11 protein-coding genes are annotated in these 17,252 nt (G+C 54.4%); 3 read left to right on the forward strand and 8 right to left on the reverse strand.

All coding sequences use genetic code 11. The features are described from left to right. Positions 1-94 precede the first annotated feature (94 nt). Entirely contained in the window at positions 95-2,410 is a 2,316-nt protein-coding gene (locus WMW72_RS01970; protein ID WP_341413722.1) for a M13-type metalloendopeptidase, read from the reverse strand. Between the two features lie 204 nt (positions 2,411-2,614). Here WMW72_RS01970 and WMW72_RS01975 point away from each other — a divergent pair, with 204 nt between their 5' ends. Further along, on the forward strand, positions 2,615-3,349 hold the full coding sequence (locus WMW72_RS01975; RefSeq protein ID WP_341414087.1) for a response regulator transcription factor: 735 nt from the start codon (positions 2,615-2,617) through the stop codon (positions 3,347-3,349). Then, a complete protein-coding gene (locus WMW72_RS01980; RefSeq protein WP_341413723.1) occupies positions 3,346-5,085 on the forward strand; it encodes a sensor histidine kinase in 1,740 nt (579 codons plus the stop codon). The genes WMW72_RS01975 and WMW72_RS01980 overlap by 4 nt, the downstream gene beginning before the upstream one ends. 102 nt (positions 5,086-5,187) lie before the next feature. Here the strand turns inward: WMW72_RS01980 and WMW72_RS01985 are convergent, their stop codons facing one another. The 7 genes from WMW72_RS01985 to WMW72_RS02015 form a co-directional block, all read right to left on the reverse strand. Further along, positions 5,188-6,108 carry an NAD(P)-dependent alcohol dehydrogenase gene (locus tag WMW72_RS01985; protein ID WP_341413724.1) on the reverse strand — a complete coding sequence of 307 codons (921 nt, stop codon included), beginning with the start codon at positions 6,106-6,108 and terminating at the stop codon, positions 5,188-5,190. Between the two features lie 86 nt (positions 6,109-6,194). Continuing rightward, positions 6,195-8,861, reverse strand: coding sequence for a winged helix-turn-helix domain-containing protein (locus tag WMW72_RS01990; RefSeq protein WP_479724849.1), 2,667 nt, complete (start codon positions 8,859-8,861; stop codon positions 6,195-6,197). 234 nt (positions 8,862-9,095) lie between these two features. Continuing rightward, positions 9,096-10,355, reverse strand: a complete 1,260-nt coding sequence (gene tyrS / locus WMW72_RS01995; protein WP_341413725.1) for a tyrosine--tRNA ligase — start codon at positions 10,353-10,355, stop codon at positions 9,096-9,098. A 370-nt stretch (positions 10,356-10,725) separates the two neighbouring features. Then, positions 10,726-13,341: a helix-turn-helix transcriptional regulator gene (locus tag WMW72_RS02000; protein ID WP_341413726.1), complete on the reverse strand. Its 2,616-nt coding sequence runs from the start codon at positions 13,339-13,341 to the stop codon at positions 10,726-10,728. 74 nt (positions 13,342-13,415) lie between these two features. Beyond that, positions 13,416-14,381, reverse strand: a complete 966-nt coding sequence (locus WMW72_RS02005) for an ABC transporter permease (RefSeq protein WP_341413727.1) — start codon at positions 14,379-14,381, stop codon at positions 13,416-13,418. After that, on the reverse strand, positions 14,378-15,121 hold the full coding sequence (locus tag WMW72_RS02010; RefSeq protein ID WP_341413728.1) for an ABC transporter permease: 744 nt from the start codon (positions 15,119-15,121) through the stop codon (positions 14,378-14,380). The genes WMW72_RS02005 and WMW72_RS02010 overlap by 4 nt, the downstream gene beginning before the upstream one ends. Positions 15,122-15,140: 19 nt before the next feature. After that, positions 15,141-16,079 carry an ABC transporter ATP-binding protein gene (locus WMW72_RS02015; RefSeq protein WP_341413729.1) on the reverse strand — a complete coding sequence of 313 codons (939 nt, stop codon included), beginning with the start codon at positions 16,077-16,079 and terminating at the stop codon, positions 15,141-15,143. A gap of 221 nt (positions 16,080-16,300) precedes the next feature. Between WMW72_RS02015 and WMW72_RS02020 the strand changes: the two genes are divergently transcribed. Further along, positions 16,301-17,188 (forward strand): fructose bisphosphate aldolase, encoded by an 888-nt coding sequence (locus WMW72_RS02020; RefSeq protein ID WP_341413730.1) that lies wholly within the window; start codon positions 16,301-16,303, stop codon positions 17,186-17,188. Positions 17,189-17,252: the final 64 nt, after the last annotated feature.

Here is a 17,252-nt window from a genome sequence, read left to right on the forward strand (position 1 = left end):
TCCCCCATCTCCTTTTATGTCACAGCTCCATACCCGGTCTTTCGCCTCTTGTTCAAAACGTTCTCCAACCGCGTTGTTAACCCGCAGCATGACTTTACCAAATCGAAACTCGGTCCTCCGGAGCCATGTACATCGCATCGCCTTCTTTGACATCAAAGGTCGAGTAGAAATCATCCGTGTTGGCAATAACGGTGTTGACTCTCACCTTACTCGGCGGATTAGGATCGATGATTAGAAGTAATTGCGCAATCTCAGGACGAACCTTTTGTCTAAAGACGGTTGCCCAGGATTGATAGAAATCTTTCAAATTGGCATCCGGCAATTGTTTGGCCGCTTCCAGCGCAACCTTGATGCCGCCAATATCTGCGATATTTTCGGGTACGGTCCTTTGTCCATTGATGGTTTGGCCCATATACTCGACTTTATTGTATTGGTCAACAAAAGCCTTAGCTTTTTCTTCGAATTTCTTGTAGTCTTCCGCTGTCCACCAATCGACTCTATTTCCAACCTCATCGTATTTGGATCCGTTAGTATCAAAGGCATGAGAGAGCTCGTGCCCAATAATCGCACCTATGCCGCCATAATTCCAGCTAGCGCTTTGATTTTTATCATAGAATGGCGCTTGAAGAGCTGCGGCAGGAAGCGAAACGGTGTTGGCCAGCGGTCGATAGGTCGCATTCGCCGTATTGGCTGATATGGTCCACTCATTCCGGTCCATGGGTTGATCCATTTTTGCAAGATCGTTTTTATTGAGGATAGCCTGGATGACTGTATGATTCTCATATAAAGACTTATTCTCATCCACTTTAAACGACGCATACATGTCACTCAGCTTGTCTGGATAGCCGATTTGGATGTTGATGTTATCCAGTTTTTTAATGGCTCCTTGTTTGGTGCTCTCAGACAGCCAGTCATTGTTAAGCAGCTTCTTTTTGTAAATTCCAATCATGTTTTCAACCATATGCTTAACATCCTGCTTGGCTTCTTCTCCAAGGTAGGTTCTGCCATAATAGTCTCCGGCAACATCTTGGAAAGCCGCATTTACGATATGATAAACCGTCTCTTCCGTCGGCGGCATCTTATCTTGACCACCTAGCGCCCGGCCCAGTTGAGTTGATTTTTCTACAAACTCATCGGACAGCATAGAGGCGGATTTTAATACAAAGGTGGCATACGTCCAGCTTTTGATTTTTTCCCAATTCTTTTCGTTAATAAACTTATCCAGATTTTCAAAGTAATCCAGTTTCATCAATGAAACCGTCTTTGGTTTTTTACCGGTAGCATCTACCACAAATTGTTCAAGGTCGATATTTTTACTATAACCCTTTAACTCTTCCATTGTTTTTGGATTGTAGAACGTCTCAACTTTAGTTTGATCTTCAGCGCTCATGATAAATTGCGCATATTCTTTTTCAAAATCTACAGCTTCGCCGGCAATACGATCCGCATCTTCTTTGGTTTCTCCTACCATCGTAAGCAGCTCCGCCAGCATGTTCTTGTACACGCCTAACAGAACGGGGCCTTGAGGATTCTCTGATGTAAAGAAGCTCTTATCAAGTGGCGGCTTAGGAGAGTTCATATATAGAATCTCTTTATTTGCATCCTTCATGTCAGACAAGATAGCGAAAGTAAAGGGCAAAGAGAGGCCTCTATCATAAAGATCTTTTTGATTTTTTGCAAAATCCGCCAAGCTGTTTATCGATTTTATTTTTTCGATATCCGGCTTAATCGCTTCATAGCCCTGTTTGCTGAGTGTTTCCCGATCTGCAGCAAGCTTATAGAATTTAATCATGTTGCCGATCTCGTCATCCGTTCTGTCGCGTCCATCAGCCGCCATTTTGGCCATATCCTTGGACAGCTGCTTCTGTACGGTATCACCGAGGTCGCTAAAGCCGCCCGCTATGACTTTATCTGCCGGCAATTGCGTGGACTCCAGCCATTTCGCATTGACAGCTTCATAAAAGTCGTCTTGCAGCCTCGCCTGCTTGGAGATTAGGTTAACCTTGCGCAGCGATTGGTTCCAGGCTACTTGGTAGCCGATCGTTTCAGCAACAAAGCGAAGCGGCAAATACGTGACATTCTGGATGAGTTTTGGCGCTACTTCCAGCTTGACGGCTTGGCCGTTTGCTATAGCATCCGTGCTGCCGATTTGAAGGGACAAGGAGAGGCCATCTTTGGCGCCGCTAACGGTTCGACTTGCTTCATCCCAGTTCAATTGGACATCCAGCTTCTCCAGAATCGGGCGCATCGGGACGAGTGTCACCCCATTTTCTAAGACGGGTTCAGACTGGCTGAACTGGATTTCCTCGCCGTTCAGCCATACGGATAAGGCTTTATCCGCTGCATGAACTGAAGGGAATACCGTGGCAAGTAAGGATAGGGAAAGAATGACAGCGCTCATTTTTTTCATCTGTATAGTAGCTCCTTCCAGTGGGATGATAAAATTGTGTCGAGATCTGGGGCTTTTTGTGACTCGAATCCTTTTCTCACCTCCTATCCTACCACCCCCATTAAAACAGAACCTAAACGGATAGTTGAACATCAGCTTAATTTGGGCCCCAGCCGTTTAGGTTCTGTTAAGGTGATCATGCTATGATGGAAATGGGTGAAAATGATGACAAGTCTATCCGATATTAAAATCGCCATCGTCGACGACGAGCCTTCGATTGTCACGATGCTGCAAATGGTGCTTCGCAGGGAAGGGTTTTATCAGCTGTACGCAGCTTCCACCTGCGCAGAAGCTCTCGAGTTAGCGAAGAATGAAACCCCTGATATTATTCTGCTCGACATTATGCTTCCCGACGGCAGCGGACTGGAGCTCTGCTCCAAGCTCCGCGAATACGGGAATCCGCATATATTATTTTTGACTGCCAAGGCCTCAGATCTTGACGTGCTGAGGGGCTTCGCCATGGGCGGGGACGATTATATTACGAAGCCCTTCAATCCGCTGGAGGTGGCCGCGAGAATTCAGGCGCGCATACGCCGACTGGATCCTGAGGCTCCAGCCGTCAGTCCGGTGAAGCGGCCCGAACCGGGCGTGTACCGATACGGCCGCTTCACCGTCAACGAGGCGGAGGGCGAGCTGATTGTGGAGGGACAACCCGTTCCTTGCCCGGCGCAGGTGTTCCAGCTGCTGCTGCACTTCTGCAAGTATCCGGGCATCGTATTTTCCAAAACACAGCTCTACGACAAGGTGTGGGGAATCAACGGGCAAGGCGATGACTCGACCGTGATGGTACATATCCGGCGCATCCGGGAGCGGATCGAGATCGATCCCGGCAATCCGAAGCTGCTGCTTACCGTACGCGGACTTGGCTACAAGCTGGTGAAGGAGCCGCAGGAGCAATGAAGATCCAGCGGCGCATGGCCTTCCACTTCACGTATCAATTGATTTTCTACGCCGTCCTGATTGTGGCCATTACACTGGTTGCCTGCGTCATCTTTTTCCAGAACATGACGAATAATGAGATACGCCGGAACTTTCCGGTGGGTGTCGTGCAGCAGATTGCACAAGAAGCTCAATACAAGAATGGGGAGATTAAGATCTCCCCTGAATGGGACAAGCTCATCGAGGAAAAAAGAATGTGGCTGCAGGTGGTCAGTGCCGAAGGAGAAATAATCTACGCGGTCAATACGGCTCTGCATCCTGAGCTGCCGGCCTCCTACTCCATCGCCCAACTGCTCGATATTCAAGAGACGCGGTCGCTTGACACGTATGCTGTACACACTCAGCTGAATTTTTCTTTCCAGGAGCCGCTTCTGTATATGCTGGGCTATCAGAATCCTGACCTGGACCAGCTCATGGCCTGGTTCAATGCTTACGGACAGCAGGGAATCGTGCGCAGCGACGCGGTTCCCCTCTTGATGCAGCTGCTGCGCGAGAACGGCAGCTATCTGCAGGTGATCGATTCCGAGAGCCATATCGTACAAGACATCGGCCATGGGGCATACGTTCAGAAGGAGTATAGACCGCTGGATATTCTGGCCATCCAGCAATCGCCGAGCAACTATGACACGAATATTGTCACCCACCGGGACAAGCTGAGCGGAATGACTTGGATCCTTTATACGGCCCAAGCGGCAGGAGCACCTCTAAAGCATCCTGTGATGGATTCAGCCTCACGTGGACTTGCCTGGTTTGCAGGTCTGATCCTGCTCTTGGCTCTGCCGCTCTCCATCTGGCATGGCTACCGCTACGGTCAGCCGCTGATTCTGTTCGCAGGCTGGTTCGAACGTATGAGACGGGGACAGTACGACCAGGTGCTGACCGCTAAGGACATACGCAAGGTATTCCGACGCAACGGCGCGATGCGAATCAGCTACAGGCTCTATAAGGAAGTGATCGAATCCTTCTATCAGATGACCCATCAATTGGCTGAGACGGAGAAGGAACGGGAGCGACTGGAGAAGGCGCAAGCGGAGTGGATGTCAGGAATCTCACATGATCTGCGAACCCCCCTGGCCACGATTCAAGGCTATGGGTATATGCTGGAAAGCTTGCCTGAGCAATGGAGCAAGGAAGAGATGCGCGTCATGGGCGCGACGATTCGGGAGAAGGGGGATTATATGCTGGAGCTGATCTCGGATTTCTCCTTGATTCATCAGCTTAAGCAGGGTGATTCCATCATGAAGATTCGAGAGATTGACTTGGTCGAGCTGGTGCGCTGCTCCGTCCTGAAGTACGTCAACGACGCGACGATGTCGGAGTATCAGTTTCACTACGTTGGGGAGGAGCGTCCCCTGCTGGTACAGGCCGATGAAACCTGGCTGCAGCGGCTGATGGACAACTTGCTGTCCAATGCCGTCAAGCATAACCCGCAGGGCGTGATCGTCACCGTCTCCGTCGGCAGGATGAACGACAAGGCCTACATCCGAGTCATCGATAATGGCAAAGGAATGGACAAGGAAACGCTGCAACATTTGTTCAACCGCTACTACCGGGGCACGAATACGGAAGAATCGACGAATGGCTCCGGGCTCGGGATGAGTATCGCCAAGAGCATCGTGGAGGCGCATGGCGGCGTCATCCAGATTCAATCCAAAGTGTGGCAAGGCACGAAAATTGAAATCCAACTGCCCTGCTGAGCGTTTGCCTGGGAATGAATTTCCCTATAAGCGCTCAGCGGAGCAAATCATGTTTGCAGCGTGTTATTCCTTCTCATGGTTGCGCAGACGGCCGTGGCTTCTTTAGTGATCATGCGCCACCGTGATCACGACATTCCCCTTTTTTCGCCCGGTTTCCACATAGCAATAGGCTTCGGGAATTTGCTCCAGCGGATATCGCCGGTCGATGACCGCCTGGAGCTTGCCCGCCTCCACAAGTTCTTGGAGGATCACCATGTCCTTCGCAAGCACCTTGACGATTCCCTGCCCTTGAACGGTCAAATAGATTCCACTCGGCTTCAAGGCTTTCTTGCCGATGGATTTCGATATTTTCCCCAGCGCGTCGAAGACGACATCGTAGCGTACTCCGCTTTCCGTAAAATCCTCTTTCATATAATCGATCACATGGTCGGCTCCCAAAGATCTCACCAGCTCTGCATTCTTGCCACTGCACACCCCGGTTACTTCCGCTCCATAGTACTTGGCCAGTTGGACCGCAGCCGTTCCCACCGATCCGGATGCTCCATAGATCAGAACCTGTTGTCCCTGCTGGATATGGGCATTCCTAAGAAAACCGAGTGCCGTCGTTCCGCCAAAAGGAATAGCCGCTGCCTCCTCGTAGGTTGTGTTAGACGGCATCCTCGCCAAGATTCCTTCTTCAGACATGCAGATATACTGGGCATGCGCTCCGAAGCGCATCCCGCTAAGCGCATAAACCTTGTCGCCCTTCTTAAACTTCGTGACTTCCCGGCCTACGTCCTCTACTTCCCCGGCCAGTTCAACGCCCAGAATGGGGTTGCGCGGTCTGCGGATACCGAGGAAAAGACGCATGGGAATCCAGAAGGTGAGCGGGCTATTAAACGCCCTCACCCGGCAGTCCCCGGTAGCAACGGTGGTGGCATGAATTTTGATCAAGACTTCTTTAGCTTTAGGCATGGGCTTCGCGACCTCACGAAGCTTCACGACGTCCGGTGACCCATAATTCGTACATATCATCGCTTTCATCTAGATTCCTCCATAGGTCGATTTGCACTTAGTATAGCTACCTGTACGGGAGGATCTATAGCTACTAAAGTATGGTTTTGCAAATCTCAGAGTAAACCCAGATTTCGGGCACGCGCTACGGCCTCCGTTCGCCGTTTGACCTGCAGCTTGTCGAAGATGATCCGGTTATGCCCTTTGACCGTGGTCAGTGCAATGAAAAGCCGTTCGCTAATCTCACGGTTCGAGAGCCCTTGAGCAATCAGGTTCAGAACCTCCAGCTCCCGCTCGCTCAAAGGCTCGATCAGCGAGTCGAGGATGGACTCCGTCCGTGACCCAGTTCTCGGCTGGGCAGGCTGCGGCGGGCGACCGCCAGATGCTATCTCATCCTTGGGCTCAGCAGCTTCGAACGCCGCGAGTACCTTCTTCAAATAGTCCGGCATCGATCCGTTGGTCAGCGCTTCGCCGAGTGCTCTATACATCGGAGCCCCTTCGTCGAGAAAGATACGGATCAAGCCGCCGGGATCAGCTTGGGCGAGAACATCCCTCAGCACTTGTGCAGCCTCTGCCGTCTCGCCATGCGCATGCAGCGCGACCACCCTCAAAGCCATCGCCTGAAGCCGCTCGTCCCTCCACTCGTTAGTCTCCGCTTGCCTGAGTACCGGCTCCACCGCCGTAAGCGCCGCAGACGGATCTGCTTGTGCCAGATAGATGCGAGCAGAGGCGAGAGGCAGATCGTACTTCTCCGTCAGATGAGCAGCAGCAGCCAGGTTGCCCTGACAAAGCAGCACCTGAGCTCGGACATCCGCGATAGGACGGAACTGGTTTGCAAAATTCTGCTGCCGAGTGACATAGTCCGCTTGGGCTATGCGGGCTGCCGCGCCGCTCACGTTTCCCTGAGTCAGCTCCAGCCGGGCCATGAAGACTTCGCCAGCCACCGCTCTATCGATCTGTTCCAGCTGCTCCGCTAGTTGAATGGACAGCCTGGCATACCCTTCAGCCGCAGGCAGATCATTCCAGGCATAGCTGATGCGGGCCAGGCCCAGATAGGCCTCGCAGGCGGCTGGCAGCGGCGGATCTCCGGCCAGCTTCAGCACACGCCGATAAGTCTCGGCCGCGGCATGGAGCTGAAGCCCGCCTTCCTGAATAAGACCAAGGCCCAGCGTGGCCATCATCGTGATGATGACATGCCCGATCCGCTGGCTGATCGTTAAGGCCTCGGCATAGGCCTGCCCCGCCGCCGCACGATTTCCCTGAAGCTGATAAGCATACCCCATGGACCAGGTAATGGCCGTCCGGACAGGCAGGTTGTCCGGGTGCAGGCAGGCCAGGGCGCGACGCGACTCCGCCAGGATGATCTCGGCCTGGTGCCGGCTGACAGCCAGTGTCGCACGAATAGCTGCAAGATGGCCCAGAAGATCTCGAGTCTTGTCGTCCCTCTCCGTTGCTTGCAGGGATAGCTCGGCAGCCTGCAGACTCTGCTCAAGACCGGCGGTCTGCCCCAGCATCAGCCGTCCCGAGGCATAGATCACCTGCAGCGCTGGCCTTGCCTGCCACTCCTCCGTAGGGAGCGAGTCCAGCCAGCTTAATACCGGGGCTAACGCTCCTCTGAAATGCAACGGAACCCCAGCCCCCTCCACCAGACGAGCGGCGCGAGGAATATCAAGGGCCGCAGCTGCATGGTGGAAAGCCTCCAGCTCCTGTCCCTGGCCTTCGTACCACTTGCTCGCACGAGCATGCAGCTCGGCCACGCCTTGCTCCCCTTCTCCTGTGGTCAGGTCCAGGCTATGGCGCAGCCGCTGCCGCAGCAAGCCAGCGAAGAGATGATGATACCGGTACCATCGCCGCTCGTTATCCAGCGGGACGATGAACAGATGGGCTTGCTCGAGAAGCTCCAGGGCTTCTTGTCCGGAACCGGCGCCGATGCCGAAACCAACGAGACGCTCCCCCGAATCCCGGCCCATCACGGCCTCACAGAGCGGACCGCATAGCCGGTCGAGGATAGACGTTTGCAGCAGGAAGGACTGGATGCCTTCAGATTGCCGGCCCACTACTTCTTCCATCAAATAATCCAGGACAAAGCGATCGCTCCCTGCGAAGGATTGAATGAAGCCGGAGGCATCCGGCTGCTCCTTGATGGATAGCGCAGCTAGTTGCAGACCGGTAATCCAGCCTTCCGTGCGGGCTTCCAGCAGAGCGATGTCCGCCGGCAAGAGGCTGAGCCCCATCGCTCTGCCCAAAAACTCCGCCGCCTCCGGGTAGGTAAACCGCAGGTCCGCCGCGCCCACCTCCGTCACCTGGTCCCGGACACGCATGCGCGCCACCGGCAGACGCGGCTTCTCCCGGGTCGTGATGACCAGATGCATCTGCGGCGGCATGCGCTCGAGCAGCAATGCCACAGCCTTATCGATCGCTTCGGCCTTGATCTCATGATAATCATCGAGGACGAGAAGGAAAGGGTCCGGAACCGCGCAGATTTCATGAAGCAGAGCCGTGAGGATCGATTCGATAGGCGGCGGCTGAGGCGAACGCAGCAGCGCCCATACTCCTTCATCCCGCACGGATCCGATCTGCTGCAGGGCTGCCACAAGGTAAGTCAGGAAACGTGCGGGATCATTATCCCCTTCATCCAGCGAAACCCAGGCCGCCGGGCGGTGGCATTGGGCAAGCCACTCGCTTGCCAGCGTCGTTTTCCCGAAGCCGGCTGAAGCCGCGATGACCGTCAATCTGCGGTCTATCCCTTCGTTCAACCGCTCGATTAGTCTCGGCCGGGCCACGACCTTGGACCGGGACCTTGGGATAAAAAGCTTCGTCGATAAAATGGGCGTGGACATCATCATACACCACCGTTCTTGGCCGTCCAGACAACGGCTGGATACGTGTTATCTTGTACCGCTAGGTTCGACAAGGTACATACGATTTCCTGTTGGTTCCGTTTCCTTGCCTGTGACCGTTAAACACGAGAAGCCTCCCTTGGCCATACATAGGGAGGCTTCTCGATATTCCGTCTGCTAGGTTATTTTAACCAGACTGTAGTTTTTCTTTCCCTTGCGGATAATGATGAACCGTCCGCCGATCGCCTGCTCTTCCGTGACTTCCAGCGCGACATCGCTCACACGCTCCCCGTTCATGGAGATCGCACCATTTGTAATATCCTCGCGCGCCTGGCGTTTGGAAGGCTCGATGCCCAGATCGACCAGCCAATCGATGATATTCTTGGATTCCCGTGTCGCCTCGAAGGTCGGCATCTCCTTGAAGCCCTGCTCGATCTCATCGGCCGTCAGCGACTTGATGTCGCCGGTGAACAAGGCTGCGGTGATGCGCTTGGCCTGCTCCAGCAGTTCCTCGCTGTGAACGAATCTCGTCATCTCCTCGGCCAGCGTCTTCTGCGCCTCGCGCTTGTGAGGCTCCGTCTGCACCTTCTCGGCCAGCTCATCGATTTGCTCTTTGGAAAGGAACGTAAAGTATTTCAAATACTTCACGACATCGCGGTCGTCGGTGTTGGCCCAGAACTGATAGAATTCGAATGGCGTCGTTTTGCTCGGGTCCAGCCAGATCGCGCCGCCGGCTGATTTGCCGAACTTCGTGCCGTCGGCCTTCAGCATCAGCGGAATCGTCAAGCCGAAAGCCTTGGACTCGGAGCCTTCCTTCTTGCGGATGAGATCGAGGCCACTCGTGATATTGCCCCATTGGTCGGAGCCGCCGATCTGCAGCTGTACGTCCTCATGCTGGTACAAGTGCAGGTAATCCAGCGCCTGCAGGATCTGATAGGAGAACTCCGTAAAGGAAATTCCGCTATCCAGCCGGCTCGCGACGACATCCTTGGCCAGCATCGAGTTGATGCTGAAGTTCTTGCCGAAATCGCGCAGGAAGTCGATCACGTTGATCTTATGCGTCCAGTCGTAGTTGTTGACCAGCCGGATCTGATTGTCGCCTTCCGTAACGAACAGCTTTTTCATCTGCTGGGTCAGCGCGTCCACGTTCGCCTGAACCTGCTCCAGCGTCTGCAGGGAACGCTCGGATTGACGTCCGCTTGGGTCGCCGATCGTACCGGTCGCGCCGCCGATCAGAATAACCGGACGATGGCCGGCAAGCTGGAAGCGCTTGAGCACCATGAAGGGAATCAGGTGACCGATATGCATGCTGTCGCCTGTCGGGTCTACCCCGCAATACAGAGAGACTGCCTTCTGCTCCGTTAATTCCTTCAGACCCTCGGCATCCGTTTGTTGATTGATGGCGTCACGCCATTCCAATTCCTCGATAATATTCACTGTTAACCCTCTCCCTTGATTATCATTGTGCGGGAACAACAAAAAATCGCCCCCTTGTCTATCGTAGACATAGGGACGATTGTATAAACCGCGTTACCACCCAGATTGCACGCATGAAAACGCGCCTCTCGCGCGTATCACAGGTGCCACTCTCGGCGAGTTATCGTTCGCCATCCCGCCCGGCATTACCCGGGTTACTCCAGAGTGTACTTCGCGCAAACTTAGTGTGTACCGGGTTCCAACACCCCCGGCTTTCTGGGACAGGGACTAAGCGGCTACTGGCTCCTTCAACGTATGCATATCCAGATTACAGTCAGTATAGAGAAATAAACCAGCTGTGTCAACTGCCACGCGGGAAGCGATCCTTGCATCATGGGAAGCGCCGGATGAGCCCTCTTCTAGCGGCTTCCTGGACCGCGGCAAGCCGGGTAGAAACCTCGAGCTTTCCATAAATATGAATTACATGCGTCTTCACCGTTGCCAGACTGATGCAGAGCCGTTCGGCGATCTCCGGATTGGTCAGTCCCTTGGCCAGCTCGGCCAGTACCTCCAGCTCTCTGGCGCTTAGCTGTTCCCTGGAATTCTCCGCTGTTCGGTTCTCGCCGGAGCATAGCTTAAGCGCCAGCTGTACAAATCCCCGCTCCCCGTCGTTCAACTGGGCGGCAGCGGACCTGGCATAGGGCTCCAGCCAAGGAGTCAAAACAGACCGCTCCAGAAAAAAGGGCTGCAGGATACGATGCTCGTAAGCGTAGTAGATCGCTTCGCGCAGGCTGTTGTGTACCGTCCTTTCCTGAGCCGTGCCGCTTAGCGAGAGCAGGCGGATTTTGAGCAGGCTGGCCTCCACCAGCCGGAGCCGGTTTTGATGCGCGCGGGAGAAGGACAGCACGCTTTCCGTTTGCCGCAGCGCTTCATCGAACTCGCCCCTGTCCCCGGCCAGCCCGGCGAAGAGCTGCAGCGCTGCCAGAGAGGCACGCTGCTCCCCTTGCAGGCGGAAAGCCTCCACGAACCGCTCCGCCAGCTCTGCACTCAGCCTGCCTCTCGCGTACATGGCCGTGAGCAGACGGTCCAGATGCAGCAGATCGTCTGCAAATCCCCCCTCTACCATGCGGCTTACGATGGCTGCGCCTTGCTCTCCATCGCCGAATAGCAGATCGTATTCCGCTTGATGGTAGTCATAGCCCACCTGCACGGCCAGCGGCGGCATCTCCTCCTCACTCAATATCAACCGGATGGCATCGAGTGTTTTTCTTGCGTTCTCTTCATCCATCTGCTTGTGATAAACGCCCAGCGTCCCCACGTAATAGTTGTAGCCAAGGGACTTGGTCAAAGGCGACGAGCTCAGCAGAGCCTCCATCCGTGCGTAAACGGCCAGACTGTCATAAAGCCTGCCCGCTTCTTCCATAAGCTGCGCTTTGGACGAAAGTCCGAAAAAAGTCATATAGACGTTGCCCCTGCACCCTCTCTCCAGAGCGCGCCCGGCAAACTTCTCGCTTTCTCGGTATCGCCTTTCCTCCAACAGGACGTTCGAGCTCACGATGAGCAGCAAAGCCTCCGTGACAGGACTTAAGCCTAATCCTTCGATCTGTTCCAAGGTCAGGGGAACCGGCTGAGGATGGAGCCTATCCAGGCTCCCATGAATATACGGATACAGGTAGTACAGACCCCTCGACACTTCTTCGTCCCCATACCTCTCCTGAATCGCGCGGCCGATCTCTTCGGTTCGGGAGAGCCGAAGATTGCTAAGGTTAAACATGAGGCACTGGATCGCTAGATTCCGATCGGACACGAGCTCCTGCAAGGGCAATCTGTCGATATGCATCCAGGTTTCGACGGTCTCGCTCATCGTACGCAACAGAGTCTTCACACCGTCATAATCCCGGATGGCCCACAAATGCCGCAGCGCCTCCTCATGTTCCCTCCGGCTGGCCAGCACGCGAGCCGCCGCTTGATGAAGCTGAACCTGCATGTCTCCGGGAAGCGCGGCAAACTGCTGCACCAGGTAGTCTCCCAGAATCGGGTGATACCGGTAGATCCCCTTATCTTCATCCACGCAGACGATAAACAGGTTTTGGCTGATAAGCTTGCCAACCATCGCAGGGAAGTCGGTCTCCGGCAGCAGACTGGCGCATAACTCCTGATCCCAGTATGTCAAGATGCAGCTCACCGTCAGAAATCGGCGCTCCTCCCCGCTCAGCAGCCGGAAAATTTCGCGAGTCAGATACTGCGCCGTAATCTCGCTGCCTGCACCGCGGAGCAGCCCCCGGTCGACCCCGCCTGCGGCTGCCACAAGCTGAAGCCCGCCGATCCAGCCTTCGGCGAGGTCATTCATCTGCCTAAGCGCTTCCTCGCTGGCCTGAAGCTGTAAGGTTTCCTTTAGAAATCGCAGCCCTTCCTCCGCTGAAAACCGCAATTGATGGCCATCCAGCAGCAGAAATTGCCCGGAAGCCGCCATCTCCCCAAAGTAAAAACGGGGCTGCTCGCGGGACAGCATCACCAGATGCAGGTTATCCGGCATCGATCTTAGGAAATAATCGATCGAGTCAATCAGCTCCTGGTTTTGAATGCAGTGGATGTCATCCAAGACGAGGTAATAAGGCTGATCCCCGCCAAGACGATTGATGACATGAGTGAGAACCCGCTCGATCGACGAGGCTTCTATGTGAGAACGCAGCAAGGACAGGATCTCATCCCGATCATCGCCAAGAAACGGGCTCGCGGCTGCTATCCAGTAGTGCCAGAAGGAGATCAGGTTGTCGTTCGCTTCATCCAGCGAGAGCCAGGCGGCCTCGGTCAGGCCGTTCTCCCGGATGTACGACGAGAGCAGCGAGGTTTTCCCCATGCCCGCCGCGCCCATGACATAGATGACCTTCATCTCGCAGGCACGCTGCAGGTGGGCGAACAGTTCATGCCTGACAATATAGCGCTTTCTGGGGGCAGGCATCTTCAGCTTGGTCGACAGCAGGATTGGATCGTTGACAGCTTTCATCTCCTACAAAACCCTTCCCGGAATAGAGTGAGTTAGTCTGATTGTATGCGGGAGATGCCAGGTTGACAAGCGCTTTATCGGGCTCTCTCGTACCTGCTCTTAAGCTTGGCAGCTGACAGCGCGATAAGCAGTATCGTGACCAGCGCCATGTAAAGCAGAGGCGTCCAGTCGCTTAGATACGCATGCTGCTCCATCTGACCCGCAGCCTCCAGCAGCTGTCTTTGCGGAAATACGGAAATGATGCGCTCCAGCAAGGGATTGTTCCCGCTGAAGGAATAGAAGCTGCCCGAGAGAATCGAGGTAAGCGCCAGCACACTGTTGCCGAGCATGGTGGCATGGTCCGCTTTGTCGAAACAGGCGTACAGGAACAACGCCAACGAAATGCCCCATATCCCGATCATCCCTAGAAGTAAAGCATACTGACCAAGCGTAAATCCGATATTCACCCCAAGGATCTTGAGCACACTGAGCGTGAGATATACAGGCAGGAGCATGGACAAGCCATACACGAATTGAGCGGTCAGATAGCCGGTCAGGGTAACCGGTGAGACGGCGATCCTCGCAATCAGCCCCTTTTCCTTATCGTCAGCGAAGGTGAATACATGCATGAACGATCCCATCAGCAGGAACATCATCAGAAATCCCAAGATATTCGATCCGATGCCGCGGTCTCCCGTCTGTGCAGGCGGAGCTTGGTCCGGATGCCTCAGCAGCTCCAGCAGCATAGCTTGGTACTCGTCATTCTTGAGCGTAGTGACTTTAAAATCTCCAGAGTCCGGCCGGCTGACGAATGCGTCGTACTGGTGCTTAACCAAGGCGGATAACGGAGGCTGCTGCGACATCACTTCCACCTGGAGGTACGCGGAGCTGACTGGTGCTGCCCCTGAAGGGTCTATCCAGGCCAGATGCCCCTTCACCTGCTGCCCGCCGGTCACATATATCGCCAGCAGAATCATCCCCAGCATCAATGCCGTCATCACCAGAGCCAGGGGAAGACGTGTCAGCAGGCGCGCATAATTGTTTCGAATCACCGTTATCATAAGTAGTCCTCCGTTCTGAACAGCAGCCGGCAGCCAAGCAGGGACAGCAGTGACAATCCTACACTACCTAACCATACCGGCCAGTAAAGGGCGCTAGCCCCGTCCACCACCATCGCGAAGAAGGCATCGTTCAGCCACTTGACGGGCGATAGCTTGGATAGAAACGCCATCGTTCCCCCCAGTCCCTCCCAGGAAAAAAACGTTCCGCCGAGAAAAGCCCCGAGACTGATCACACTGCTGAGCAGCGTGCTAGCACCTTCCTCAGACCGGTACACGCAGCAGAACAATATGCCGAGCGCGCAGGCTGCAAATTCTACGGGGATCATCAACAGCAGGATCAACCCGGCAAGCCGACCGTCGATAGGCAGACCTAGCAGCCACACAAGCCCACTCATCACCAGCAGATGGCAGATCGTATTGAACACAAACGACGAAATCATCTTCGAAAAATATATCGAGAAGCTGCCTGCCGGGGAATGAATGATGCGCAGATTCGGCCGCTTAACGTCGCGTTCCATAAAGCAGTTGGTCGCCGTCATCGCTCCATTCAGCATGGCGTACACGAGGATACTGACCGCATAGTAGCGATAAGCGTCCAAGGACTGCGCATAGGCGCCGCTAGTGAGGAACCCCATACTCAAGATCATAAGCACCACGAAAATCGTATTAAACCCGATAAGTACCGGACTCTGGATCATATTCTTCATATCCATCCTGACAATTCCCATCCAAGCGTTCATGTGTCTCCACCCTCTCTGACTAATCCCGCAGCTTGCGGCCGGTCAGCTTGAGAAATACTGTCTCCAGGCTGGCTGTCCGGCTCTCGATATTGCGAATCTTCACACCCTGGTCCGTCAACAGGGAGATGATGCGGTCCAGATTTTCGATATCCTTCAGCGAAACCACCTCGATCCGGTCCTCCTTGATCTCCACGAACTTTACTCCCTCCACGCGGTAAAACAGCTCTTCCTGGATATGGCTGCCGGGTTCGAGCTCAATTCCGTACTGCTTCTCTCCCTGAATTTCTTCCTTGAGCGTCTCCTTGGTCCCCTCCGCGATGATATGACCATGATCCATGATGATGATCCGGGAGGCGATGGCCTCCACTTCCTCCATGTAATGCGTCGAATACAAGATCGTCACCCCATTGTCCCGCAGCTTTCGAATGCACTCCAGGATATGGTTGCGGGACTGGGGATCGATGCCTACCGTTGGTTCGTCCATGATGACAAGCTCCGGCCTATGCGCGATCGCGCAAGCGATATTCAATCTGCGCTTCATCCCTCCCGAGAACGTCTTCACCTTGTCATGCCTCCGGTCAGCGAGTCCTGCCAGCTGGATCGCCTCTTCTACTGCATGGGCCAGCGCAGATCCCCGAATTCCATACAGTCCGGCGAAAAAAAGAACATTGCGCTCCGCGGAAAGCTCCTCGTACAAAGCCAAATCCTGCGGCACGACCCCAAGCTCGCGCTTATAGCTGCGCAGCTGCTTGCTGATAGGGACGCCCTTGTACAGAACCTCGCCTTCGCTGCTAGGCAGTGCTCCGGTCAGGATATGGATCGTCGTGCTTTTTCCAGCACCATTCGGACCAAGAAAGCACAAAATTTCCCCTCGTTTCACTTCGAAGCCGATTCCTTTCAGAACCTGACGCTTTTGAAAAGCCTTACTCAGCTTGTTGACCTCTAAGATCGTTTCCATCCTCATCCCTCCTGTTCCTCATGGTACGGCAGCCGAGGCATAAATAAATCAACCGTCCGGTTGAGGGCGGCGGTTGATTTTTAAATGAGCTGATGAGCGTATGAATGGACGAGCTGTTAGCCAGGACTGGCAGCAGTCTTGTAAACGTGTATGGATTTACCCATAAAAGTGCTATAATAGAAGAATGCCATTCAGTCCATTCATGGGAAGGAGAAACACATATGAATACCAAGCAATTGGATCAAATCCGCACGGGAGAGGGCTTTATCGCAGCCTTGGACCAAAGCGGCGGAAGTACTCCTAAAGCACTGCTGCAGTATGGCATTCAAGAAGACCGCTATTCCAACGAAGAAGAAATGTACACCCTGGTGCACGAGATGAGGACGCGTATTATCAAGAGCCCCGCGTTCGATGCCAAGCACATTTTGGGTGCGATTTTATTTGAAAATACGATGGACCGTTCCATCGACGGGCAGTTGACGGCTGATTACCTTTGGGAGAAGAAGGGCATCGTGCCTTTTCTGAAGGTAGACAAGGGACTAGCCGAACTGCAGGATGGGGTTCAGCTCTTGAAGCCTATTCCGGACTTGGAGGACCTGCTGAAGCGTGCCGTCGAACGGAACATCTTCGGGACGAAGATGCGCTCGGTCATCAAGGAAGCTAATCCAGAGGGCATCCGGCAAGTCGTCGAGCAGCAATTCGCCATCGGCAAGCAGATCGCCGCGTTCGGACTCGTGCCGATCATCGAGCCGGAAGTCGATATCGACAGCCCGGATAAGGCTGCTTCGGAGAAGTTGCTGAAGGACGAGCTGTTCTCCCAGTTGGCCGCTCTCGGCCCTGACGTCAAGGTCATGCTCAAGCTCTCGATCCCGACAGAAGATAATTTCTACCGCGACTTGATGGACGAGCCGCATGTCGTCCGTATTGTAGCCTTGTCGGGCGGCTATTCCCAAGAGGAAGCCAACGCCAAGCTCGCTCGCAACCATGGCTTGATCGCCAGCTTCTCGCGCGCCTTGTCCGAGGGCCTCAGCGACGGGCAAAGCGACGCAGAATTCGACGCGCTGCTATCCCGCACGGTGCAGGATATCTACGAAGCCTCCATTAAATAAAAAACTTCAGCAAAAAGTCGACCCTGTTCAAGGGTCGACTTTTCTTGGTTCAAGGGGTGATGAC

Source organism: Paenibacillus filicis (assembly GCF_038070315.1).
GTDB lineage: Bacteria > Bacillota > Bacilli > Paenibacillales > NBRC-103111 > Paenibacillus_G > Paenibacillus_G filicis.